The organism is Paraburkholderia phytofirmans OLGA172, from assembly GCF_001634365.1.
In the GTDB taxonomy this organism is placed as follows: Bacteria; Pseudomonadota; Gammaproteobacteria; order Burkholderiales; family Burkholderiaceae; genus Paraburkholderia.
Genome location: NZ_CP014579.1, coordinates 1,952,723 through 1,975,548, shown reverse-complemented (window position 1 = coordinate 1,975,548; position 22,826 = coordinate 1,952,723). Strand labels below are relative to the sequence as shown.

Annotated in this window: 20 protein-coding genes; 8 read left to right on the top strand and 12 right to left on the bottom strand. The window is 61.4% G+C overall.

Annotated elements, in window-relative coordinates:
* Window positions 1-13: 13 nt before the first annotated feature.
* Window positions 14-808, bottom strand: coding sequence for a gamma-glutamyl-gamma-aminobutyrate hydrolase family protein (locus AYM40_RS28865; protein ID WP_063499506.1), 795 nt, complete (start codon window positions 806-808; stop codon window positions 14-16).
* 329 nt (window positions 809-1,137) lie between these two features.
* Entirely contained in the window at window positions 1,138-1,341 is a 204-nt protein-coding gene (locus tag AYM40_RS28860) for a hypothetical protein (RefSeq protein ID WP_035516723.1), read from the bottom strand.
* Between the two features lie 436 nt (window positions 1,342-1,777).
* Here AYM40_RS28860 and AYM40_RS28855 point away from each other — a divergent pair, with 436 nt between their 5' ends.
* The 3 genes from AYM40_RS28855 (at window position 1,778) to speB (ending at window position 5,016) form a co-directional block, all read left to right on the top strand.
* Complete coding sequence (locus AYM40_RS28855; RefSeq protein WP_063499505.1) at window positions 1,778-2,329, top strand: cupin domain-containing protein; 552 nt, start codon at window positions 1,778-1,780, stop codon at window positions 2,327-2,329.
* 89 nt (window positions 2,330-2,418) lie between these two features.
* On the top strand, window positions 2,419-3,912 hold the full coding sequence (locus AYM40_RS28850) for an aldehyde dehydrogenase (protein WP_063499504.1): 1,494 nt from the start codon (window positions 2,419-2,421) through the stop codon (window positions 3,910-3,912).
* Window positions 3,913-4,047: 135 nt separating this feature from the next.
* Window positions 4,048-5,016: an agmatinase gene (gene speB / locus AYM40_RS28845; RefSeq protein WP_063499503.1), complete on the top strand. Its 969-nt coding sequence runs from the start codon at window positions 4,048-4,050 to the stop codon at window positions 5,014-5,016.
* 186 nt (window positions 5,017-5,202) lie between these two features.
* Here the strand turns inward: speB and AYM40_RS28840 are convergent, their stop codons facing one another.
* The 7 genes from AYM40_RS28840 to AYM40_RS28815 all read right to left on the bottom strand — a co-directional run bounded on the left by AYM40_RS28840 (window position 5,203) and on the right by AYM40_RS28815 (window position 12,554).
* Window positions 5,203-6,822, bottom strand: coding sequence for a T6SS phospholipase effector Tle1-like catalytic domain-containing protein (locus tag AYM40_RS28840; protein ID WP_063499502.1), 1,620 nt, complete (start codon window positions 6,820-6,822; stop codon window positions 5,203-5,205).
* Between the two features lie 32 nt (window positions 6,823-6,854).
* Window positions 6,855-7,298, bottom strand: coding sequence for a DUF3304 domain-containing protein (locus tag AYM40_RS28835; RefSeq protein WP_063499501.1), 444 nt, complete (start codon window positions 7,296-7,298; stop codon window positions 6,855-6,857).
* Between the two features lie 31 nt (window positions 7,299-7,329).
* On the bottom strand, window positions 7,330-8,283 hold the full coding sequence (locus tag AYM40_RS28830; protein ID WP_063494433.1) for an IS5 family transposase: 954 nt from the start codon (window positions 8,281-8,283) through the stop codon (window positions 7,330-7,332).
* Window positions 8,216-8,575 carry a hypothetical protein gene (locus tag AYM40_RS40735; RefSeq protein WP_148662323.1) on the bottom strand — a complete coding sequence of 120 codons (360 nt, stop codon included), beginning with the start codon at window positions 8,573-8,575 and terminating at the stop codon, window positions 8,216-8,218. The genes AYM40_RS28830 and AYM40_RS40735 overlap by 68 nt, the downstream gene beginning before the upstream one ends.
* 103 nt (window positions 8,576-8,678) lie before the next feature.
* Entirely contained in the window at window positions 8,679-9,176 is a 498-nt protein-coding gene (locus AYM40_RS42810; protein WP_236720976.1) for a MarR family transcriptional regulator, read from the bottom strand.
* Window positions 9,177-9,208: 32 nt separating this feature from the next.
* The gene (locus AYM40_RS28820; RefSeq protein WP_063500777.1) at window positions 9,209-10,228 is read right to left on the bottom strand and encodes a VTT domain-containing protein; all 1,020 of its coding nucleotides are present in this window, start codon (window positions 10,226-10,228) and stop codon (window positions 9,209-9,211) included.
* A gap of 379 nt (window positions 10,229-10,607) precedes the next feature.
* On the bottom strand, window positions 10,608-12,554 hold the full coding sequence (locus AYM40_RS28815) for a putative bifunctional diguanylate cyclase/phosphodiesterase (RefSeq protein WP_063499499.1): 1,947 nt from the start codon (window positions 12,552-12,554) through the stop codon (window positions 10,608-10,610).
* A 659-nt stretch (window positions 12,555-13,213) separates the two neighbouring features.
* Here AYM40_RS28815 and AYM40_RS28810 point away from each other — a divergent pair.
* Entirely contained in the window at window positions 13,214-13,492 is a 279-nt protein-coding gene (locus tag AYM40_RS28810; protein WP_006049832.1) for an HU family DNA-binding protein, read from the top strand.
* A gap of 263 nt (window positions 13,493-13,755) precedes the next feature.
* Here AYM40_RS28810 and AYM40_RS28805 read toward each other — a convergent pair whose 3' ends face one another.
* The 3 genes from AYM40_RS28805 to AYM40_RS28795 form a co-directional block, all read right to left on the bottom strand.
* Window positions 13,756-14,874 (bottom strand): 3-deoxy-7-phosphoheptulonate synthase, encoded by a 1,119-nt coding sequence (locus tag AYM40_RS28805; RefSeq protein ID WP_063499498.1) that lies wholly within the window; start codon window positions 14,872-14,874, stop codon window positions 13,756-13,758.
* Window positions 14,875-14,996: 122 nt separating this feature from the next.
* On the bottom strand, window positions 14,997-15,803 hold the full coding sequence (locus tag AYM40_RS28800) for a DUF72 domain-containing protein (RefSeq protein ID WP_148662322.1): 807 nt from the start codon (window positions 15,801-15,803) through the stop codon (window positions 14,997-14,999).
* Between the two features lie 159 nt (window positions 15,804-15,962).
* Complete coding sequence (locus AYM40_RS28795; RefSeq protein WP_063499497.1) at window positions 15,963-16,694, bottom strand: TetR/AcrR family transcriptional regulator; 732 nt, start codon at window positions 16,692-16,694, stop codon at window positions 15,963-15,965.
* 279 nt (window positions 16,695-16,973) lie between these two features.
* On the opposite strand from AYM40_RS28795, the gene AYM40_RS28790 reads away from it, so the two are divergent.
* From AYM40_RS28790 to AYM40_RS28775, 4 genes are all read left to right on the top strand, one after another.
* Complete coding sequence (locus AYM40_RS28790; RefSeq protein ID WP_063499496.1) at window positions 16,974-18,155, top strand: isovaleryl-CoA dehydrogenase; 1,182 nt, start codon at window positions 16,974-16,976, stop codon at window positions 18,153-18,155.
* Between the two features lie 134 nt (window positions 18,156-18,289).
* The gene (locus AYM40_RS28785) at window positions 18,290-19,897 is read left to right on the top strand and encodes a carboxyl transferase domain-containing protein (RefSeq protein ID WP_063499495.1); all 1,608 of its coding nucleotides are present in this window, start codon (window positions 18,290-18,292) and stop codon (window positions 19,895-19,897) included.
* 28 nt (window positions 19,898-19,925) lie between these two features.
* On the top strand, window positions 19,926-20,711 hold the full coding sequence (locus AYM40_RS28780; protein WP_063499494.1) for an enoyl-CoA hydratase/isomerase family protein: 786 nt from the start codon (window positions 19,926-19,928) through the stop codon (window positions 20,709-20,711).
* Between the two features lie 87 nt (window positions 20,712-20,798).
* A complete protein-coding gene (locus AYM40_RS28775; RefSeq protein ID WP_063499493.1) occupies window positions 20,799-22,826 on the top strand; it encodes an acetyl/propionyl/methylcrotonyl-CoA carboxylase subunit alpha in 2,028 nt (675 codons plus the stop codon).

Here is a 22,826-nt window from a genome sequence, read left to right as displayed (position 1 = left end):
GTGCGCGACCGGCTCAGGCATGCGTGGCAGCGGCGGATGCCGCGCCATAGCCGGCCTTGGTGCGCATTCGATCGCGGCAGGCATCGCCGAAGGCGCGAAAGATCGCGGTGGAAAGCGCGTCGTTGGCATGCTTCCATTCCGGGTGCCACTGCACACCCAGCGCGAAGGCACGCGCATCTTTCACACTCACCGCTTCGATCAATCCGTCCGGCGCGGTGGCTTCAGCCACCAGTCCCACGCCCAACCGCTCGACGCCCTGACCGTGCAATGAATTCACACGCGCTTCATTCGTGCCGCCCGCGAGGCGCTGCAACAAGCCGCCCTGCGTCAGCGCGATCGAATGCGACGGTGCGTATTGCACGTCGAGGTCGTCTTCCTTGTTCTCGCGATGGTCGTTCAAGCCGGCCACCGCGTGAACGCTTTGATGCAACGTCCCGCCGAACACCACGTTCATTTCCTGAAAGCCCCGGCATACCGCCAGCACCGGCACGCCTGCGGCGATCGCCGCGCGCAGAAGCGGCAGCGTCGTCGCATCGCGTGCGGCGTCGTGCAGCGTGCCCGGCGCGCTGGGATGACCACCGTAGCGATGCGGCTCGACATTCGAATAGCTGCCGGTAAACAGCAAGCCGTCGACGGCGTCCAGCACGTCCTCGGTGGACTGACGCTCGCCGAGCGCCGGCAACAACATGGCCAGCGCCTGGGAGCCGTCCACGATCGCGGCGATGTACTTCTCGCCGGTGACGTGCGACGGGTGGACTCCCATCATCGTTCTGTCGGCGCTGATGCCGACGAGAGGTTTGTTTCGCATATCGGATAGACGTGTATGTTCCCCGCGGGACGCGGCATGAACAACGTTAAACACAGCGCGACACGATTCCGCAACCGGACGTAAGGCGTCAGGCCACCGGCGTAGTGCAGGCGTCCGTCGTCAACAGAACGCGCCGCGCGTGGTAGTCGGGGGTGGCCGTTCGATTCGATCCGCTGCGACGCGCAACTGATCTGATCCGTATGAGGCGCATAGGAATCCCTATGAGGCGCATAGGCGGCAGACGGCGCCGCACATGCACGAACGCCTGACTCAAGAGAGCGCGCTCACGCAACCGGACAAATCGAACGGCAAAGAAAAGGGGGGAGGCGCTACGGCAGCAGCGAGGCGACTTCGTCCGTGCGTACGGCAATGAAGGCGCGCGCGGAGATGGAGTTGTGACGTCGAACTGAACGGCGGGACAGGATCGTGAAGACGGACAGGAAGCGGCGGAACGCAAGGCTGCCGTTGCTGCCGTCGGCGATGGCGCCGTCAGCGCGAGGACAACTCGCCTGACTACGATTCCATCTCACCAAAGGGCCTCGGACTCTCACGATTACACTCGACTAGCGACGTTGAAAGTATTGAACGCTTGCTCGAAAAACGCACGGGGCGTTTAAAGAAACATCACGCTGGGATGATCGCCTTTGACCTATGCGAACCGGGTTCGCTGCATCAAAAAACACCCTTTCGTGCTTCGTGACGTCGGCATGACGATCGCCTGAGAACCATCGTATACGAGCCAATAATGCCGTCAAATCATTTTTATAAAAGATTTATCAGGGCTTTCCCGGGGGTGTCGTCAGAATCTCAGCCTGTGGGAACATTCATTGCGCACGTCATATTTCGGAATCCTTTCAGGGTTTTCCCCAGCGGCGCGACGATTAAAGTGATTAGAATATTCAACACTCGCGGGTGCAGGTTGCCCGAGCTCACGCGCCTCGATCGTCTCCCATGTCAGAGAACCTAGCGATGTCCATAGAAGTAGCGACCCGCCTGCAGTACATCCGTAAGAAGAATGGCCTGTCCCAGCGTGAACTGGCCAAACGGGCAGGGGTGACCAACGGCACGATCTCGCTGATTGAGCAGAACCGCGTGAGTCCGTCGGTTGGGTCACTGAAGAAGCTGCTCGAATGCATACCGATGAGTCTTGCCGAGTTCTTCACCTTTGAGGTCGAAGTGGAGCGCTGTGTCGTGTCGCGCCGCGCCGACATGCCGAATCTCGGCAATGAGTCGATCGAGTTCTATCTCGCGGGCTCCAGTGTGAAAGACCGCAACATGGGCATTCTGCGCGAGGTCTATCAGCCTCTGTCGGATACGGGGCCGGAAATGCTGGCGCACGAGGGGCACGAGGGCGGGGTGGTGGTTCGCGGTCAGATCGAACTGACGGTGGATGGCGTCACGTGGCTGCTCGACCCTGGTGACAGCTATTACTTCGAAAGCCGTCTACCGCATCGTTTTCGCAATCCCAGCGCGGAGCATCTCTGCGAGATCGTGTCGGCCAATTCGCCGCCCACGTTCTAACGACTCCGCGCCAACGCGCCGCGACGCAGTTCCAGGCAGCTCGAAATCGGAGCCGGCGTGCGTCGAGCGCATAACATTGAGGCATCCTGATGGACAAGAAATCTCTCGCTTTCTGGCAAGACAAAGCCGCTACGCTTTCGATCGAAGGCCGTGCGTTTATCGACGGCGAGTACCGTGACGCCGCAGGCGGCCGCACCTTCGACTGCCTGAGCCCGATCGACGGCAAGCTGCTTGCCAAGGTGGCCGACAGCGGTGCGGCGGATGTCGACGCCGCCGTGGCAGCCGCACGCCGCGCGTTCGATTCCGGCGTGTGGTCCGGCCTCAATCCACGCAAGCGCAAGGCGATTCTCCTGCGCTGGGCCGCGTCGATCCGCGAGCATAGGGACGAACTCGCGCTGCTCGAAACGCTGGACGCAGGCAAGCCGATCGCCGACACCACCTCGGTGGACGTGCCGGGCGCGGCCTATTGCGTCGAGTGGTTCGCTGAAGCGATCGACAAGGTCGGCGGCGAAGTCGCGCCGGCCGATCATCATCTGGTGGGCCTCGTGACGCGCGAGCCGATCGGTGTGGTCGCCGCGGTGGTGCCGTGGAATTTCCCGATCCTGATGGCGTCGTGGAAGTTCGGCCCAGCGCTCGCCGCGGGTAACAGTGTCGTGTTGAAGCCTTCGGAGAAGTCGCCGCTTACAGCGATTCGCCTCGCTCAGCTCGCGCTGGATGCGGGCATCCCCGCCGGCGTGTTCAACGTGGTGCCGGGAGCAGGCGAACCGGGCAAGCTGCTGGCGCTGCATCAGGACGTGGACTGTCTCGCCTTCACGGGCTCGACCAACGTCGGCAAGCTGATCATGCAATACGCCGGCCAGTCGAACCTGAAGCGCGTCTGGCTCGAACTCGGCGGCAAGTCGCCGAACATCGTGATGCCCGATTGCCCCGACCTCGACCGCGCGGCCAATGCGGCGGCCGGCGCGATCTTCTACAACATGGGCGAAATGTGCACCGCCGGTTCGCGCCTGCTCGTGCATCGCGATATCAAGGACGTGTTCCTCGACAAGCTGATCGCCGCCGCGCGCAGCTATACGCCGGGCAACCCGCTGGATCCGCAAACCTCGATGGGCGCGATCGTCGACAACGTGCAACTCGAACGCGTGCTCGGTTATGTCGAAGCGGGCCGCGCCGAAGCGAAGCTGTTGCTGGGTGGATCGCGCGTCAAGCAGGAGACCGGTGGTTTTTATATCGAACCTACCATCTTCGATATCCCGGCTTCCGGGGCGAAGGTTGCGCGTGAGGAGATCTTTGGGCCGGTGTTGTCGGTGATTACTTTCGACACGGTTGAGGAAGCGATCAGGATCGCTAACGACAGCGAATACGGTCTCGCCGCTGCCGTGTGGACCTCGAACCTGACCACCGCGCATGAGGTGTCGCGCAAGCTGCGTGCCGGTACGGTATGGGTCAATTGCTACGACGAAGGCGGGGACATGAATTTCCCGTTCGGCGGTTACAAGCAATCGGGCAACGGCCGTGACAAGTCGTTGCACGCGCTGGAGAAGTACACCGAGCTGAAGTCCACGCTCGTTCGGCTGCGCTAAAGGATTCGCAAGCCAGCGCGGCGGCGCGCAGCAGGGCGCCGTCGCGTTCCCAATGAATCCGAAGCCGGACGCCGTACGCATCACCAGGAAGCCCCGCGTGCGGCTCCGGCATGTTTATCAGGTATCAGGTCATCTATGACTGAACTCGTTTATGGCGACGGCGCGATCCGTCGTTCGTCGCTTTATGGCTCGTCGATCGAAAACACCTATGCGGGTGTGTTGTCGTTCATGCGCCGCAAATACACCCGCGAACTCGACGGCGTCGACGTCGTGGTCTCCGGCGTGCCGCTCGATCTGGCTACCACGTTCCGCTCAGGCGCGCGTCTCGGCCCCGCGGCGGTGCGCGCGGCGAGCGTGCAGTTGTCGGAGTTGCACCCGTATCCGTGGGGCTTCAATCCGTTCGACGATCTTGCCGTGACCGATTACGGCGATTGCTGGTTCGACGCGCACAATCCCATGACGATCAAGGAGTCGATCGTCGATCATGCGCGCACGATCCTGCGCTCGGACGCGAAGATGCTGACGCTCGGCGGCGATCACTACATTACGTATCCGCTGCTGATTGCGCATGCGGAGAAGTATGGCAAGCCGCTCTCGCTGATCCATTTCGACGCCCACTGCGATACCTGGGCCGACGACAGCCCGGACAGCCTGAATCACGGCTCGATGTTCTACAAGGCAGTGAAAGACGGGTTGATCGACCCGAAGACCTCGGTGCAGGTCGGCATTCGCACGTGGAACGACGATTTTATGGGGATCAATATCCTCGACGCCGCGTGGGTCCACGAACATGGCGCACGAGCCGCGGTGGAGCGGATCACGTCGATTGTCGGCAAGCGGCCCGCGTATCTGACCTTCGATATCGACTGTCTCGATCCGGCGTTCGCGCCCGGCACGGGTACGCCGGTGGCGGGCGGTTTGTCGTCGGCACAGGGGCTGGCCATTGTGCGTGGGCTCGGTGCGTTGAATCTGGTGGGCGCGGATGTGGTGGAAGTGGCGCCCGCGTATGACCAGAGCGAGATCACGGCGATTGCGGCCGCGCATATTGCGTGCGATCTGTTGTGTCTTTGGCGGCAGCGGAAAGTGGCTGAACGCCAGGTGTAGCGGCTTGCATTTGAAAGCAGCCGTGCTTGCATTCGACGCGTGTTTTTGTTCGTAATAGCGGCAACCAGCGGCGCGGCGCATCCGGCACATGTTGATACGGATTGCGCTTGCCCGCTGGCCTCGATAGCGGTCGCACGGGTTCTCTGCCACGTTATCGACGACACGCCCGCTCACCGGGCAACGCAGCTAGGCCGCAGCGGCATTGCCAGGTTGGCGGATGCCGCGATTGTTGGCCTGGTAGCTGGATTGGTCGCAATGAATGCCGCGCGGGTCGTACAACGCGCACGGCCACGACGTGAAGTGCGCCACTGAATCATGCACGTATTCCGCCAGCAATCCGTCCACCGCGGATGGCACTGCGTTTTGCTCATCCCACGCAGCAAGAATCTGTTCTTCATAGGCGCTTCGTGGACGCGGTGCCGGTGGCGGCCAGTCGCGGCTGCCGGCGCGCGGATCGACGGGGTTGCGCAGAAACGCGACCCGCTGCACGAGGCGGCGCTGCTCGGCAAGCAGTTGCCGCGCCTGTTCTTCAGGACGGGGCGGGACGTCATAGACCCACCTGTTGGGCGAGCAGGCGGGATGATCGCTATCGGTGGCGGGTGGCACGCTCGCGCAGGCTGTCCGACTGACCTTGCCATAGAGCTGCCCGAGTACGCGCGTGTCGGTGGACTGCCGGGCTATCATGCTGCGCCACTGAAAGTTCAGACGGCGATGGGCCTGGATCAGTGATTCCACGTCGCTGCCGCTCGCAGCAGGCAGGGCCGCCATGTAGCCGCGATACAGGCTCACCACCGGATCGTCGTCACCTAGCTCATAATCTGCGCGTAGTTTTGTATCCATCTGCTCCGGCAGTTGCAGCGGTACGCCAGCACGCAGCGCCTCGGCAAGCATATGGCGCAGCGGGATGCGCGACAGCCGGTTGCTGCGGCCCTGCTCGTCGGGCGCGTAGCCGCCGCCCACGTCCGAATGCACGCCGGGGTAGACGACTTCCTCGCAGTTGGCGGGATAGGCGCGGTCTACCCGCACGGAGTCGAGTGGAAACGCCTGTCTTACCTCGTGTGCGGCGACGTAATGCACGCACCGCTCCACTTCGGGCGGGATCGCCAGTTCCGCACCCCAATCGAGATGCAGTGCGGGTCCGCCGACCGACGCGACCGTATCGAACAGCCCCATGAACCTGATACGCAGCGGCACGCGCTCGCCATCCGGCGCTTTCCACCTCAAGCCACCATCGGTGCGCTCGCACCGGGTTTCAATCAGTTTTCGCACGAAGGCACGCGCCTCAGTAGCTCCACGCGAGAAGCCGAAGATGGCGAGGCTGATGAACTGCATGTATTTCCATGAAGGTGGACTCCATTCGCGTTCGAGGATTTGGGAAAACTCGGCGAGCGCAAACTTGATGCGCATGTCGCCACCGGCGCCCAACCCGAGTCCTAGCATGCCGCCCTGATCATCCCCGAGTGCGTCGGTGTAGCCCATGATCTTACGAATCTTGAACGGTGTGCCAACGCCTGGGATGTAGCGAGCGGATATCCCTCGTTTCTTCCGGTCATCGATCGCAGCCCTGAAGAGTTTGGCGACGTTCGACAGACGGTTAAGCGGGGTGTCCCGGTCCAGATTATTGTTGGTGCCGTCGAAGAAGAAGCTGAGCTTGGGATACAGGCGGCATTTGGCGTCTTTGAAAGAGTGCGGGCCGTCTTTGTTATCCGGGCGAAAGAGCTCACCAATGAGCTTGTCTCCGCCCTGACGGGCGGCCAGCTTGAATTCCTGGTCGGCAATTGGTGCGCCGGCTTGGCGAACAGTCATCTGTTTCCCCTTAAACGCTTTTGATTTGAGAGTTACTGATCGGCGCAGCCTGAAGCAGTAGGCGAAAACGCAAGTTCTGCCTTGTCGAGGTCACGCAGAATCACGCAGACGTAGGCGTCGTCCTTCATCGGATCGCGATCGCTGTGCGGGCCGCTTGCCGGGAAACGGGCGACCACCGTGCGCTGTTCGTCTGGTTTCAGAACTGCTTTTGTCTTCGGATCTTCTTCCCAGCCCCACGTCCACGTGACCGTAACGGGTTGACTCCAATCCTCAAGACCCGGGTAGCAGCAGGCAGCCTTGCCTCCTCCTGATTGCCTCGTTGCATCTCCCGCCCAGTACTTGTCGATAAAGATGTTAAGGAAGCTCTGCACAACTAGCTTTGAAGCGTTACCTTTCACATCGAGCGCAACCTCGGCGTTCAGATCTTTGTTGGTGAGCTGATTGCGAGGGGTTTTCCGCGCTCCGGAGCGCTCCAACCAGACATATGGCCTTCATCGGCCCGGTGTTTCAAGCTTTGCGCAAAGCTCTGCGAGCCATCCATAAATTGCCCAAAGCAAACAGCGTGGTGATCTGGGCGATGTTCTTCGGCAAACCACGATAGCGCGTCTTCATGTAACCGAACTGCCGCTTGAGGATGCGAAACGGGTGTTCGACCTTGGCCCGAATACCCGCCTTCAGGCGTTCGATCTGATCGTATATCGCGTCCAACGAATCACTCAGATCCAGTTTCCTGCGCTTTGCCGGTCGCATTGCAACATGCCAACGCACCGCCTCAGGCTCACAACGCTTTTCGATACCCTGATATCCGGCGTCCGCGTACACATCCGTTTCTTCACCATGCAGCAACGTCTGGGCTACGGTAATGTCGTGAACATTGGCCGCCGTTCCAATGACCGTATGGACCAGGCCCGAATCGGCGTCCACGCCGATATGCATTTTCATCCCGAAGTACCAGTTGCCACCTTTCTGCGTTGATTGCATTTCAGGATCGCGCGTGCCGGAGCCATTCTTTGTCGAACTGGGCGCGGCGATCAGGGTGGCGTCGACTGCCGACCCAGCCTTAAGCATCAGGCCTTTCTCCGTCAGGATTTCATTGACCAGCGCCAGCATTTGCACCGCCAGACCGTGCGTTTCCAGCAGATGGCGGAACCGGAGAATCGTGCTTTCATCCGGCAAGCGGACCATCCCGCCGTCGAGACCCGCGAACTCGCGATACAGCGGCACGTCATAGAGTGCCTCTTCCATGGCAGGGTCTGACAGACCGAACCATTGCTGCATGAAATGAATCTGCAGCATCGTCGCAATCGGGAACGGCGGCCGACCGGTTTTGCCCGTGGGATAGTGCGGCTCGATCAGCGCAATCAGCTTCAACCAGGGCACAACGCGTCGCATCTCATCGAGAAATTCCCGCTTGCGCGTGCGCTTCGTTGACAGATCCAGACCAAGACCAAGTTGCGTCATTACACTGCTCCCCACCTAATTGGCTCTGCTTCCAGGATAGCTCAGCAGCAACGCAATGCCAGGACTTTTGCAGACCTTCCTTAACGGCGTAACGGTCCGTATGATTGATCGGCACCATCGCCATCGCCGCGCCCTCTCCGGCGAATGGGTCATCGGGCAGTCCGGTTCCCGCGCAAGCCGACAGGGTCAGCAATGCACCAACGGCCAAACCGCTCACGCACCGTGAAAGTGCGCCTCCGTTGCCATAACGGATGCTGCGATGTCGGGAAATCGTCTTCAGTTGGGTTGCCATTCACCGTCCGGCCAATAAACAAAGGTTTATCGGATGCTGACCGGGCACGGATCAGATATCACCGCGAGCCCCATAAAAGTCATCCAGTATCAGCGTCCATCTTTCAACGCCCGAATATATAGAGGACTTCTATCGCAAAAAAGCGAATTCGTATGTTGATGGGGTAGGCTCGCGCCTCGACGATTCTGGCGCTCTCATGCACGCGCGGCTGGTTGAATGCAAACCGCTCCAGGCAGGCTTGTTCAATCGGCTTGAAACGCAACCGTCTCACTTGAGGCGTCAGCCCATTGACGACGATCGATCGGGTTGACGCCGGCCTTCGCGTAAGCCGAGCGTATAGGCAACGAGCGCGCCGCTCATGATCGCCAGTTGCAACATCAGCATGTCGCTCGCGCGCCGTTTGCAGGCGTTTGGCTTTGCGCTTGCCGGAAGCGGTCAAAGCAAGCGCGACGGAACGTTTATCCGTGCCGGATTTCTTTTCGACGAGACCCGCGTCCACCAGACCCGCAACGGCGCGGACCGCGGCCGGATGCGAAAGATCGACCGCCTCGCGCAATACTTCAATGGATGAATCGGAATATTGACCGACCGCGTTGAGCATGGCGCGGGTTCAAGCGCCCGCGCTTCCCATCATCACTTCGCCAATCGCGCCCGCACGGTGTACTCGCCCTCGTGGCCCTCGTCTTCCGCCATATGGGCCATCGCCGTCTCGAAGTCGGACGGCAACGGCTCGACCGGATATCCGCGTTTTTCCCACGCGTCGAGGCCGCCCTTGAGCGCGCGGACGTGATGGATATTCTTCCGATGCAACTGCGTGACGATCTGCTTGGCCGTCGCTTCGTTAGGACAGACGCAGTAAACGACAATCCGCCGCTTCAGTAACTCGGGCTGCAGGGGCTCCGGCGAATCGAGATCCAGCAACTGGGCGCCGGCAATCCGGTGTGATTCTTGCGCGCGTATGCTGCGCGGCCGCGCATCGAGGATCAGCGGCGGCTCATTGGATTTCATCAGTTCATCGAGCTGCTCCGGCGAGATGCGTACATGCGCGAGCCAGCGGCGAAATTGCCAGCGGCGCACCCAGCGATAGAGGAGTGCGGCAACGAAGATCGCCGCGAACGCGTCGAAAATCGTGCCGCCGTTATGGCGCACGAGCAGAACGAGCTGCACGATCTGATCGTCAAGCGCCGCACCGCCGATCACCCATACGCTGGCCCACAGCGCCGCGCCGACAAAATCCCACAGCAGAAACACGCCGACTTTGATTGGCGTGGTGCCGAGCAGCGGCGCCGAAATCAGACCGAGGCCGGGCAGGAACTTCGCGATGGTGAGAATCGGCGCGCCGTAGCGTTCATAGGTATTGCGTGCGACGCGCGCGGTGGTGTCGAGCGAGAGCGAGAAGCGCACCAGATGATTCAGCAAGCGCCGGCCGTACGCCCGTCCGGTGAAAAACCACAGCGAGTCCGCTATCAGCGTTGCGCAGACGGCGGCGCCAATGATGCTGGCGTAAGAGGTCTGTCCCATAGCGGCCATGGTTCCACCAAGGATCAGCATCGGCGCCGCTGGAACCGGCAGGCCGAGTTGCGTGACGAGCACGCTCATGAATACGGCCCAGACGCCCAGCGAGGGTGGAATCGCAACCGGAAAATGCCACACAACCACGCTCCTTTTGATGCAATGAAGGATTTGAAACCGTCGGTGCCCAGTCCGTGCCCAGTCGGCGTGCGTTGCGAACACGTCATACATGGTCGGTTCCTGCCGGACAGCGGGAGACCGCACTGCTCGTTCAGCCGGCCGGCACGAACACAGCAGCACAACGTTCGGATTTAAGCACAAGTTGGCAAAAGGGCGCTGCGAGGCGGGCTGAATGCCTGCAAAGATTCAAGTGGGCGGAACGCACCCGCGCTGCTGTCTTACGCCGTTGCGCGTATGAGAGGCTTTCACGTTCCCCACCAGATGATCCTGCCGACCGGGCCGGATGCCGCGGATTGAGAGGAGGTGCGGCAGTGCGCGGCCAGGCTCTCGCCGCATAGCCCTATGCGAGCGACGCTTGTAGATAGTCAGTGACGGCGTTCGCCCGCATCGGCTTGCCGAACAGATAGCCTTGCACCGCACGCGCGCCCAGCGCTTTGACAACCTCCGCTTGCGACGACGTCTCGAGTCCTTCCACGACACACTCGAGTCCGAGGTTCCGGCACAGATCGAGCACCGACTTGACGATCTTCTTCGACGCGCTGTTGGAATCCACGTCGCTCATGAAGCTGCGATCGATCTTGATCGTATCGAAGGGCAGGCGATGCACATAGCTGAGGCTCGAATAACCGGTGCCGAAATCGTCGAGCGAAACACGGCAGCCGGCTTGCTTGATCATCGTGAGCGAGCAGTGGGCCTGCTCGAAATCGCGCGTGACCGCGGTTTCCGTGATCTCGAAGTTGACGTGATGCGCGGGCACGCCGCTGCCCAGCACGATATCGACCAGGCGGCGAGCGCGCGGCGAAGTCGAGATATCGATAGCGGAGAGATTGAACGACAGATAGAGGTCGGACGGCCAGCGCGATGCTTCCTCAAGCGCTTTGCGCAGCAGCACTTCAGTGACGCGCAGAATCAGTTCGGTACGCTCGGCAATCCGGATGAATTCCTCCGGTCTGACCGCGCCTAGCCGCGCATTGTGCCATCGACCGAGCGCTTCCATGCCGATGGTGCGTTGCGTGAGCACATCGTAAATCGGCTGAAACTCGAGGAACAGTTCGGACTCCAGGTCCGCATGGCGGAGTTCCTGGGCGACGAGACTCGAGCGCCGGATCCGCGTCTCATGTTCTCTCGAGAAGATCACAGGCGTGCCGCGGCAGCCTTCCTTGCCGACATACAAGGCCGCGTCGGCACGTTCGAAAACTTGCTGGACCGTCGTGCCTGCTTCCGGAAACGTTGCCCAGCCGATCGTTCCTGTCAGTTCGGCGACATTGCCGGCCACCCGGTACGGCTGGCTGAGTGCTTCGCAGATGCGCTCACCCAACTCGACGAGCGTCTCGTTTTCCAGTTTGTGCTGGGCCAGCACGCCGAATTCGTCGCCGCCCAGGCGCGCGAAGAAGATGCCAGGCTCGGCGAGCGCCAGCAGCCGCACGCCGACTTCCTGCAGCACGAGATCGCCGCTTGCATGTCCATAGATATCGTTGACCTGTTTGAAGCCGTCGAGATCGATCAGCCCGACATTGAAGCCGCCACCGGTTCCGGGCGCGTGTTCCGATAGCGCGTGCAGCGAGGCGAAGAAGCTGCGCCGGTTGGGCAGGTCGGTCAGGCTGTCGATGCTCGCGAGCCGGAAGTTGTCGTCGCTGAGTCTTTGCGTATTCTGCTGGCTTGCCTGCAATTCGCGCTGCGCATGCACAACGCCGGTGAACGTCCGGTAATACAGTTCAATGATGAAGGCGAGTGCGACGCCGACCAGCGTCATGTCGATCGCCATCGCGATGAAGACAGGAGAGCGCGTGGAAACCAGAAATGTCGAAAAGCTCAGGACGACGATCGAAAGCAGAAGCAGGGCAGCCGCGCGCAGATGCATGAGGCAGAACACGCAACCGACCAACGTCGTCGCCATGTAAAACGCGACTTGTGCCTGCTCGTAGGCCGTGCCGTAGGGAAACAGTAGTAGCGACCAGGTGCTGAAGGCGACGGCGAAGAGGCCCGCGAGCCAGATCAGCTTGCGCAGTTCGGGCACGGCCTGTTCGTGCGTCAGAGGCCGGCGCCGGACGCGCCACCAGCGCGCGCAACGGATGACGCACAGCGTGCAGAGCGCCCCGGGGAAATATAGGGACAACCATGCCGGCGCCAATTCCAGATGCGTGACAGCCACAGCCATCGTGTTGACGATCAGGATGAAATAAAGCAGCGGTATCTGGTAGCCGAATGCCTGGAGTTGCGAGCGCACGAGTTCAGGGTCGCCTTCCGCGACCGATAGCGCTTCTCTCAATCTGGCTAACCGATCCATTCCCGTCCTTGTAACATTTGCAGCGCAGTCGCAAATTTGTATATCGGCCGCTCCGGAGGGACCTTGAGGGCGCTTTCAGTGGAAATAAAGCATGCGCGGTGAGCGAACGGTAAATACGCCCGGCGAGTGACTCGGCCGCGAGTCATTTGTGCCGCGCCAGCTTGCACGAGATTTGCCGACCGGCGACGCAAAGGCGCGTCCCGCTTTGCGGTGCCGACCAACGTCGCACAGTCAATATCGCAGGCCGCGGCGGTGGCGCAAGACCATGCGGAGGGCATCGCGCATGTTGCATTTGGGAGAATTTTCGTTGTTTTACTTTTCCCGGATTTTTAATTGCTGAACACGGTGCGGGGCTGAATGCCGAATCTTTGCGATCCGCCCTAAGATAAGAAAAAAGCCTGACTGCAGCTGGTTTTTCACCGCTAAATCACTGAAATTGCAACGGATTGTGATAAGCCAAGGGCAGCCCTAAAGCGGGAGAAATGCGTAAGCGCGCGATTCTTATGGCACTTTGGGACAAAAAAACGTCAAATTGCCGCTGGGCGGGCGATACAAGGCTTACATCCAAGGTTTGCGCGAATACGCGCCTATGCGTTAGTGTGTCGGTCCCGGCGCAACAGATGTGGCGCCGGTTCCATGATTACCATACGGGAAGTGCTATGAACAAACAGGAACTGATTGATGCAGTCGCCGCAGCGACGGGCGAAAGCAAAGCGGCCACCGGCCAAACCATCGACGCTATCGTCGAAGCGGTGACCAAAGCCGTGGTGGGTGGTGATACGGTGCAACTGGTCGGTTTCGGTTCTTTCTCGACCGGCGCGCGCGCAGCACGCGTGGGCCGCAATCCGTCGACCGGTGCCGAGATCCAGATCGCCGCAGCCAAGACGGTGAAGTTCACCGCCGGCAAGGCATTCAAGGAAGCCGTCAACGCGTCGTAATGCAACGCGCCTCGCGCTGGAGCATCCACGCGCGTGGCTGTAGCGCGCGGCGCCCGATGCATCGGGCGTGAGGAATCACGCGCTGCCCAACCCCGGTGATGGTGTCGAATCGCTGGTTGGTGCGGCGCGTGGGGTGCTTATGACGGTGTTGTTTGCTTCAGTTTTGCTTCAGTTTTGCCTCATGCACGCTCGCGGTCCGGCCGTTGGTGACGGTTGGCGACGGTCATTGGATGCGCGAGATCGTGCAGGCCGCGCCGGCGAGTTCAGCCCGCGCGCCGTTTTCGGGTCGCTTCGGCGAGAGTATCGAGTGCCGGTTCGGTTTGCGCCCAGCTTACGCAGGCGTCCGTAATCGAGACGCCGTAACGCAGCGGCGCACCGGCTTTCAGATCCTGACGGCCTTCTTCCAGATGGCTTTCGAGCATGACGCCGATGATGCGGTGCTCGCGCTGCGCAAGTTGCTGCGCCAGATCCTGCACCACCTCCAGTTGACGCAAATGCGATTTGCCTGAGTTCGCATGCGAACAGTCGATCATGACCTGCTCGCGCAGGCCTGCCGATTTGAGCGCCGCGCAGGTTGCTTCTACGGATGCGCTGTCGTAATTCGGCCCTTTCTTGCCGCCGCGCAAGATGACGTGGGCGTCGTCATTGCCACGCGTCTCGAAGATCGCCGCCATCCCCATCTTTGTCATACCCATGAACGCGTGACTCGCGCGCGCCGCGACGATTGCGTCCGCGGCGATTTGCACACCGCCGTCCGTGCCGTTCTTGAAACCGATCGGGCAGCTCAATCCCGATGCAAGCTGCCGGTGACTCTGGCTCTCCGTCGTGCGCGCGCCGATCGCTCCCCACGCGATCAGATCCGCGATGTATTGCGGACTGAGCAAGTCGAGAAATTCGGTGGCCGTGGGCAGGCCGAGGCCGTTGATGTCGAGCAGCAGTTGCCGTGCGAGACGCAGACCTTCATTGATGCGGAAGCTGCCGTCGAGGCGCGGGTCGTTGATATAGCCTTTCCAGCCTACCGTTGTGCGCGGTTTTTCGAAGTAGACCCGCATGATGATCAGCAGATCGTCCTTGTAGGTCTGCGCCGCGACCTTGAGCTTATGGGCGTATTCGATTGCCTGGTCGTGGTCGTGAATCGAACACGGGCCGACGATCATCACGAGCCGGTCGTCACGGCCGTGCAGAATGTCGGCGATTTCCGCGCGGGTTTTCTCGACGAGCGTCTGCACCGAAGGCGGCACAGTCAATTCGTCCTGCAGCAGGGCAGGGGAAATCAGCGGACGTACGGCGCCGATACGAACGTCGTCGATGCGCGTGGTGTCCTGGGTGGCGTCGGCCGAGCCAACTTCCTGATCGTGCAAAGGATTGTCGATGGCACTCAAAATATTCTCCCGGACCTTGGATGTTGAGGGGGCCTCACGGCCTGAATGTGTGAGTGTTGGTGCGTCGGTGCATGGGTTAGCTGCCGGGATTATGACACTCGCGCGTGCGGGCCGGATGATCGTTATTCGAGGCGCTTGATCAGTGCCATGGCGGCTGCCGGATTGCGTTCCTTGAAGCCGCTGATGACATAGAGGTAGACGTCGCGCGCCGTGGTTTTTGCGGGGGCCGCGGCCGAGGTTTCCAGGTCGTCCGGCGTCGTGCCCGCGGCGAGTTGGCGGGCGCGTTCGACCCAGGCGTCTAGGGCTTCGGTCGAATAGCCTTTGGCTTCCTTGTCGCTTGTACCCATGATGCGGGCGTAGACGAATGGCGCGGTAATGTCGGCGATTTGCGGGTATTCGCCGTCGGCTGCCAGCACGATGGCGACTTTGTACTTTCTGGCTAGCGCGATGAATTCGGGGGTTTTGAAGGTGTCGTTGCGGACTTCGATTGCGTGTCTTAGTTTTTGGCCTTCTATGCTGGCGGGCAGCAGTTTCAGAAAGGCTTCGAAGTCTTCGGGGTCGAATTTTTTGGTGGTGGCGAATTGCCAGTTGATCGGGCCTAGCTTTTGTTTTAGCAGTAGCACGCCGCTGGCGAAGAAGCGTTCGATGGTTTCATTGGCGTCTGCCAGGATTTTTCTGTTTGTTGCGTAGCGGGGGGCTTTTAGCGAGAAGACGAAATCTTCCGGGGTTTCCTGATACCACTTTTCGTAGCTTGCTGGTTTTTGCAAGCCGTAGAAGGTGCCGTTGATTTCTATCGATGTGAGGTGTTGGCTCGCGTGTTGGAGTTCGCGATTTTGCGTGAGGTCTGGTGGGTAGAAGGTGCCTCGCCAAGGGGCATAGGTCCATCCGCCTATGCCGATTCGGATTTTGCCGGTTTTCGGGGATGGCATTTGTGCCTCTTTTTGTTGTGGCTTCGCCGGGAGAGGTAGATTAGCGTATTTGGATGGTTTGGTTGTCTTCGAAATCAAGGAAGGCCCAACCCTGCGGGCATACAGACAAAATTTATGACAGGCCCAAAGCGCCATGCAGGCAAAAAAACCAAAAAATCACTATCCACCGCGAGGCGCCCGAGCCGCCTCCTCAAACCGCCGGTTCGCCTCGGCCACCTCGGCCCTGAACTGCTGCAGAGCCCTCACCGACACATCGGGCGGCGTCAGAGCCGCCCACAGAACATCGATCAACTGATCCGCGGTAGCGTCGATGTCGATATGGCGGTTCGCCAGCGTGGCGTCCCACAACACATGTTCCATCGGCCCGAACACCATCGAGCGCAGCAGCCTCAATGGCATATCAGCCCGAATCTGCCCGGTTTCCTGACCCTGCGCCAACACCCGCATCAAGGGCGCCGTGTACTGCCGCTGCAATTCGGTCAAAGCCTCACTCAACTCATGATGCCGAGCCCGCCCTTCAGACAACACCAAAGCACACAGGTCCGTGCCATTGACCAGCATCAACCGCAAATGCGTGCGCACAATAAAAGCAAATTGCTGCCGCACATTGCCATCGCGCGGCAACCCGGATTCGATCGCTTCAATGATTTCGTCATACCAGTCGCCGATCACCCGCGCGCATAACTCGCGCTTGCCGCGGAAATAACTGAATACGGTCGCCTCGGAAATGCCCAGGCGCTGCGCAATCTCCGCCGTCGTCGCGCGCTCGTAACCCTTCTCGGAGAATACGTCGCGGCCCGCCTGCAAGATCTCCTTCACGCGCTGCTGCGACTTGCGCCCGGCCGGCTGGCGGCGCGAGGCAGGTAACTCAGCCTTCAAGACAACCGTCATATGAGTTCAGTTCAGTTTTGTGGGGTCCACAACCCCGATGACAGCGATCCTATCACGGTATGGCAGCGTCTGAGCTACGCCGAATGGTTTCTGAGTGACACTCAAAAATACCTATTGACGCTTACGTAAATCTGGCGTGAGAATGCGCCTTGAACGTTTCGCGCCTCGTGCGGGATGGTGAAGGCGGCCCACAAGGCCGTCGCCGTCCGCTGAGCCGCACTCAGACGAGCTGGTGGCCACTCAGGCCTCGGCCCGCCAACAAACTCTGGAGACACAGCAATGAGCAACCTGCCCGGTTTGCAATTCCCGCTCGGCGAAGAAATCGAAATGCTGCGTGACAGCATCGCAGGATTCGCTGCCAAAGAAATCGCCCCGCGTGCCGCGGAAATCGATCGGTCGGATCAGTTTCCCATGGACCTGTGGCGCAAATTCGGCGACCTGGGCGTGCTCGGCATGACCGTTTCGGAGGAATACGGCGGCGCGAATATGGGCTACACGGCGCACATGGTCGCGATGGAAGAAATCTCGCGCGCGTCGGCATCGGTCGGTCTCTCGTACGGCGCGCACTCGAATCTGTGCGTCAACCAGATTCATCGCAACGGCACGGCTGCGCAAAAGGAAAAGTATCTGCCCAAGCTGGTTTCCGGTGAGCACATTGGCGCGCTCGCCATGAGCGAACCGAACGCGGGCTCGGACGTCGTCAGTATGAAACTGCGCGCGGACAAGAAGGGCGATCACTATGTGCTGAACGGCACGAAAATGTGGATCACCAATGGCCCGGATTGCGACACGCTCGTCGTCTATGCAAAGACCGATCTCGAAGCGAATTCGCGGGGCATTACCGCGTTTATCGTCGAGAAGGGCATGAAAGGTTTCTCGGTCGCGCAAAAGCTCGACAAGCTCGGCATGCGCGGCTCCCATACCGGTGAACTGGTGTTCGAGAATGTGGAAGTGCCGGAAGAAAATATTCTCGGCCAGCTGAACGGCGGCGTGAAGGTGCTGATGAGCGGCCTCGATTACGAACGCGCCGTGCTCGCCGGCGGCCCGACCGGCATCATGGTCGCGGTCATGGACGCAGTCGTGCCGTATATCCACGACCGCAAGCAGTTCGGCCAGCCGATCGGCGAATTCCAGCTGATTCAAGGCAAGGTCGCCGATCTGTACACCACGCTGCAAGCGTGCCGCGCGTACCTCTACGCAGTGGGCCGGCAACTCGACACGCTCGGCAAGGAACACGTGCGCCAGGTGCGTAAGGACTGCGCGGGCGTGATTCTGTACACCGCTGAAAAAGCGACGTGGATGGCCGGCGAGGCGATCCAGATTCTCGGCGGCAATGGCTATATCAACGAGTATCCGGTCGGCCGTCTGTGGCGCGATGCCAAGCTCTATGAAATCGGCGCGGGCACGAGCGAAATCCGTCGCATGCTGATTGGCCGCGAACTGTTCGCCGAGACGGCTTGAGCCACAGCAGTGCGCAGTGTGCTGCCTGACAGATCACTGCGGACCACTGCAGCATAAGGCGCGCAACTGCGCACAACCCAATGCAGTGCGTCACTGCAGGCCGACAAAAAGCGGCGAACCGGAGAAGCCACGCAATGCCGATCATCGAATCAAAGCTGAATCCGCGCTCGGACGACTTCCGCACCAACGCGGCGGCGCTCGAAGCGCTAGTCGCCGATCTTCGCGCGAAGATCGAGAAACTCGCGCTGGGCGGCGGGAAAGCGGCGCGCGACAAACACACGGGCCGCGGCAAATTGCTGCCGCGCGATCGTATCGAGAAACTCCTCGATCCGGGCACGCCATTTCTCGAGTTCTCGCAACTCGCGGCCTATGGCATGTACCACAACGATGCACCCGGCGCAGGCGTCATCACCGGCATTGGCCGCATCGCAGGGCAGGAGTGCGTGATCGTCTGCAATGATGCGACGGTCAAAGGTGGCACTTACTATCCCGTCACCGTGAAAAAGCACGTGCGGGCGCAGGAAATCGCCGCCGAAAACCATTTGCCGTGCGTCTATCTGGTCGACTCGGGCGGTGCGAATCTGCCGAATCAGGACGACGTGTTCCCCGATCGCGATCACTTCGGCCGCATCTTCTTCAATCAGGCGAATCTGTCCGCGGCCGGCATTCCGCAAATCGCCGTCGTGATGGGCTCGTGCACGGCGGGCGGCGCCTATGTGCCGGCCATGAGCGATGAATCGATCATCGTCAAGAATCAGGGGACGATTTTTCTCGGCGGACCGCCGCTCGTCAAAGCCGCAACCGGTGAAGTGGTGAGCGCGGAAGACCTCGGCGGCGGCGACGTGCATACGCGTCTGTCGGGCGTGGTCGATCATCTCGCGCAGAACGACGCGCATGCGTTGGGCATTGCGCGCAGCATCGTCGGCAATCTGAATCGCTCGAAGCAGGTGCCGGTGGCATTGCAGGAGCCGAAGCCGCCGCGCTATGACGTGAAGAGCATGTACGGCGTGATTCCCGTCGATACGCGCAAGCCGTTCGATATCCGCGAGGTGATCGCGCGTATTGTCGACGATTCCGCGTTCGACGAATTCAAGGCCCGTTACGGCACCACGCTCGTGTGCGGCTTCGCGCATATCTGGGGGCATCCGGTCGGCATCATCGCGAACAACGGCATTCTGTTTTCGGAGTCGGCGCTCAAGGGCGCGCATTTCATCGAACTGTGCTGCCAGCGCAAGATTCCGCTCGTGTTCCTGCAGAACATCACGGGTTTCATGGTGGGCCGCAAGTACGAAAACGAAGGTATCGCCCGCAATGGCGCGAAGATGGTGACGGCCGTGGCCACGGCGAAGGTGCCGAAGTTCACGGTGATCATCGGCGGTTCGTTCGGGGCCGGCAACTATGGCATGTGCGGCCGCGCGTATTCGCCGCGCTTCCTGTGGATGTGGCCGAACGCGCGCATTTCGGTGATGGGCGGCGAGCAGGCGGCGTCGGTGCTGGCCACGGTCAAACGCGACGGCATCGAAGGCAAAGGCGGTTCGTGGAGCGCCGAAGAAGAGGATGCGTTCAAGCAGCCGATCCGCGAGCAATACGAGCATCAGGGGCACCCGTACTACGCGAGCGCGCGTCTATGGGACGACGGTGTGATCGACCCGGCGCAAACGCGCGACGTGCTCGGTCTCGGCCTCTCGGCGACGATGAATGCGCCGATCGAAGACACGCGTTTCGGCGTGTTCAGAATGTGACAGAGCGCTACGGAAGAGGGCTGCAACGATGCAATACGAAACGCTGAATGTCGCATTCACCGGTCAGATCGCCACGGTTACGCTGAACCGGCCGGACGTGCGCAACGCGTTCAACGAAACGATGATCGCCGAGGTGACCTCGGCCTTCATCGCCTTGAGCGCGCGCGACGACGTGCGCGCGGTGGTGCTTGCCGCGAACGGCAAGGCGTTCTGTGCAGGCGCCGACCTGAACTGGATGAAGAAGATGGCCGGCTACTCGGACGACGAGAACCGCGCCGACGCAATGCTGCTCGCGAACATGCTGTCGTCGATCTATCGCTGCGCCAAACCGGTGATCGCGCGCGTGAACGGCGACGCGTACGCGGGCGGCATGGGTTTGATCTCGGCGTGCGATATCGTCGTCGCGGTGGAGGGCGCGCGGTTTTGCCTCTCGGAAGCGCGTCTCGGCCTGATCCCGGCCACCATCGCGCCGTACGTGATCCGCGCGTTGGGCGAGCAGGCCTCGCGCCGCTACTTCGCGACCGCCGAGCAGTTCGATTGCGCGACGGCGTACCGCCTCGGCCTCGTCAGCGAAGCGGTGGGCATGGAGCAACTCGACGCCACCGTGCAGCAGATCGCTGAGACGCTGTGCGCAAACGGCCCGCAAGCGGTGCGTGCCTGCAAGCAACTCGTGCAGGACATCGCTGGCCACGAGTTGAACGAGGTCATGATCGAGGACACGGCGGCGCGCATCGCGCGTACGCGAGCGGGTGCGGAAGGCCGTGAAGGCGTCGCGTCGTTCCTCGAAAAGCGCACACCTTCCTGGCGCAGTTGAAGCGTCACAAAGGCACCTATCCCGAGGCGCATGCTGGCCTCCACCAGAACAACACAGCCCCGAACGGGACCATCACCGAGATACCTCATGTTCAACAAGATCCTGATTGCCAACCGCGGCGAGATTGCGTGCCGTGTCGCCGCGACCTGCAAGCGGCTCGGTATTGCGAGCGTGGCCGTGTATTCCGATGCGGACGCCAACGCGAAACACGTGGCCGCCTGTGACGAGGCGGTGCATATCGGCGGCTCGACCGCGGCGGAAAGCTATCTGCGCGTCGAGCGCATTATCGAAGCCGCTCGTGCAACCGGCGCACAGGCGGTGCATCCGGGCTACGGCTTCCTGTCGGAAAACGAAGACTTCGCGCATGCCTGCGAAGCGGCCGGCATCGTATTCATCGGACCGCCGGTCGAAGCGATCGCCGCGATGGGTTCGAAGGCGGCCGCGAAGGCGCTGATGCATGCGGCCGCCGTGCCGCTCGTGCCGGGCTATCACGGCGACGACCAGGATCCGCAGTTACTGCACCGCGAAGCGGATGCCATCGGTTATCCGGTCTTGCTGAAGGCGAGCGCGGGTGGCGGCGGCAAAGGCATGCGCGTCGTCGAGCGCACGGAAGATTTCGCGGCGGCACTGGCATCGTGCAAACGCGAAGCGGCCAGCAGTTTCGGCAACGATCGCGTGCTGATCGAAAAGTATCTGACGCGGCCGCGTCACGTGGAAGTGCAGGTGTTCGCGGACCGTCATGGCGGCGCGGTGTATCTGTTCGACCGCGACTGCTCGGTGCAGCGGCGTCACCAGAAAGTGCTGGAAGAAGCGCCGGCACCGGGCTTGTCCGAGGACATCAAGCGCGAGATGGGCGAAGCGGCCGTGGCCGCCGCGCGTGCGGTGAATTACGTCGGTGCGGGCACGGTCGAGTTCATCATGACCGGCACGGGCGATTTCTACTTCATGGAGATGAACACGCGCCTGCAGGTCGAGCATCCGGTCACGGAAATGGTGACGGGGCAGGACCTGGTGGAATGGCAACTGCGCGTCGCTGCGGACGAACCGCTGCCGCTCACGCAGCAACAGCTGAAAATCGACGGCCACGCGATCGAAGCGCGTATCTACGCCGAGCATCCTGCACGCGGCTTCCTGCCGTCGACGGGCACGCTCAAGCATTTGCGCATGCCGGAAGGCGTCGAATTCTCCATCGGCGCGGCCGGCCTGGGCGAGCCCGGCCGCAAGGCGCCGGTACGCATCGACAGCGGCGTGCGCGAAGGCGACACCATCACGCCGTTCTACGATCCGATGATCGCCAAGCTGATCGTTCACGGCGCGACGCGTGAAGAGGCGCTCGCGCGTATGAGTCGTGCGCTGCGGGCCTGCGAAGTGGTCGGCCCGCATACCAACGTCGAGTTCCTGCAACGCATCGTCACGAGCGAACCGTTCGCGACCGGCGATCTGGATACGGGTTTGATCGAGCGTCATCACGATGCCCTGTTCGCGCCCGTGAAGAAGCCCTTCAAGGAGGCGTTGGCGCTCGCCTGCGCCGCGTTGCTGACGCGCGAAGGCGGCACCGCCCATGGCGCGTCGCCGTGGGATGCGCTGTCTCACTGGCGCCTTAACAGCGGCTATACACAAACGCTCGGCTGGCGCGATGTCGAGAACGACGCGGCTTTCGAAGTCACGTTTGCCCGCGACGGCGCCACACAAACCCTCGAACGCGATGGCGTGCGCGAGGACTTCACATGGTCGGCTGGCACGGGCGAGCACGAATACCGCGCGACGATCGGCGACGCGCGGGTAACGGGGCGCGTGTTCATCGACGTCGATACGTTCCACGTATTCTGCCTTGGCGAGGCGCTGGCGTTCGAGTGGCAGAACCTGCTCGCGCATGCCGCGGATGCTGAAGGTGGCGAAGGCCGCTTGACCGCGCCGATGCCGGGCAAGGTGATCGCGGTGCTGGTCGAACCGGGCACGGTGGTGGAGAAGGGCACGCCGCTGATCGTGATGGAAGCGATGAAGATGGAGCACACGATCGGCGCGCCGGCGGCAGGCACGGTGTCGGAAGTGCTCTATGCGGTCGGCGATCAGGTCGCCGATGGGGCACAGCTTCTGGTGCTGAATGTGGGCTGA

Excerpts from the sequence above, each read along its gene's own strand:
- AYM40_RS28815 (WP_063499499.1), bottom strand. The coding sequence starts at position 12,554 with ATGGATCGGTTAGCCAGATTGAGAGAAGCGCTATCGGTCGCGGAAGGC.
- AYM40_RS28830 (WP_063494433.1), bottom strand. The coding sequence starts at position 8,283 with ATGACGCAACTTGGTCTTGGTCTGGATCTGTCAACGAAGCGCACGCGC.
- AYM40_RS28780 (WP_063499494.1), top strand. The coding sequence starts at position 19,926 with ATGCAATACGAAACGCTGAATGTCGCATTCACCGGTCAGATCGCCACG.
- AYM40_RS28775 (WP_063499493.1), top strand. The coding sequence starts at position 20,799 with ATGTTCAACAAGATCCTGATTGCCAACCGCGGCGAGATTGCGTGCCGT.
- AYM40_RS28855 (WP_063499505.1), top strand. The coding sequence starts at position 1,778 with ATGTCCATAGAAGTAGCGACCCGCCTGCAGTACATCCGTAAGAAGAAT.
- AYM40_RS28810 (WP_006049832.1), top strand. The coding sequence starts at position 13,214 with ATGAACAAACAGGAACTGATTGATGCAGTCGCCGCAGCGACGGGCGAA.
- AYM40_RS28790 (WP_063499496.1), top strand. The coding sequence starts at position 16,974 with ATGAGCAACCTGCCCGGTTTGCAATTCCCGCTCGGCGAAGAAATCGAA.
- AYM40_RS28785 (WP_063499495.1), top strand. The coding sequence starts at position 18,290 with ATGCCGATCATCGAATCAAAGCTGAATCCGCGCTCGGACGACTTCCGC.
- AYM40_RS28800 (WP_148662322.1), bottom strand. The coding sequence starts at position 15,803 with ATGCCATCCCCGAAAACCGGCAAAATCCGAATCGGCATAGGCGGATGG.
- AYM40_RS28865 (WP_063499506.1), bottom strand. The coding sequence starts at position 808 with ATGCGAAACAAACCTCTCGTCGGCATCAGCGCCGACAGAACGATGATG.
- speB (WP_063499503.1), top strand. The coding sequence starts at position 4,048 with ATGACTGAACTCGTTTATGGCGACGGCGCGATCCGTCGTTCGTCGCTT.
- AYM40_RS28840 (WP_063499502.1), bottom strand. The coding sequence starts at position 6,822 with ATGACTGTTCGCCAAGCCGGCGCACCAATTGCCGACCAGGAATTCAAG.
- AYM40_RS28850 (WP_063499504.1), top strand. The coding sequence starts at position 2,419 with ATGGACAAGAAATCTCTCGCTTTCTGGCAAGACAAAGCCGCTACGCTT.
- AYM40_RS40735 (WP_148662323.1), bottom strand. The coding sequence starts at position 8,575 with ATGGCAACCCAACTGAAGACGATTTCCCGACATCGCAGCATCCGTTAT.
- AYM40_RS28795 (WP_063499497.1), bottom strand. The coding sequence starts at position 16,694 with ATGACGGTTGTCTTGAAGGCTGAGTTACCTGCCTCGCGCCGCCAGCCG.
- AYM40_RS42810 (WP_236720976.1), bottom strand. The coding sequence starts at position 9,176 with ATGCTCAACGCGGTCGGTCAATATTCCGATTCATCCATTGAAGTATTG.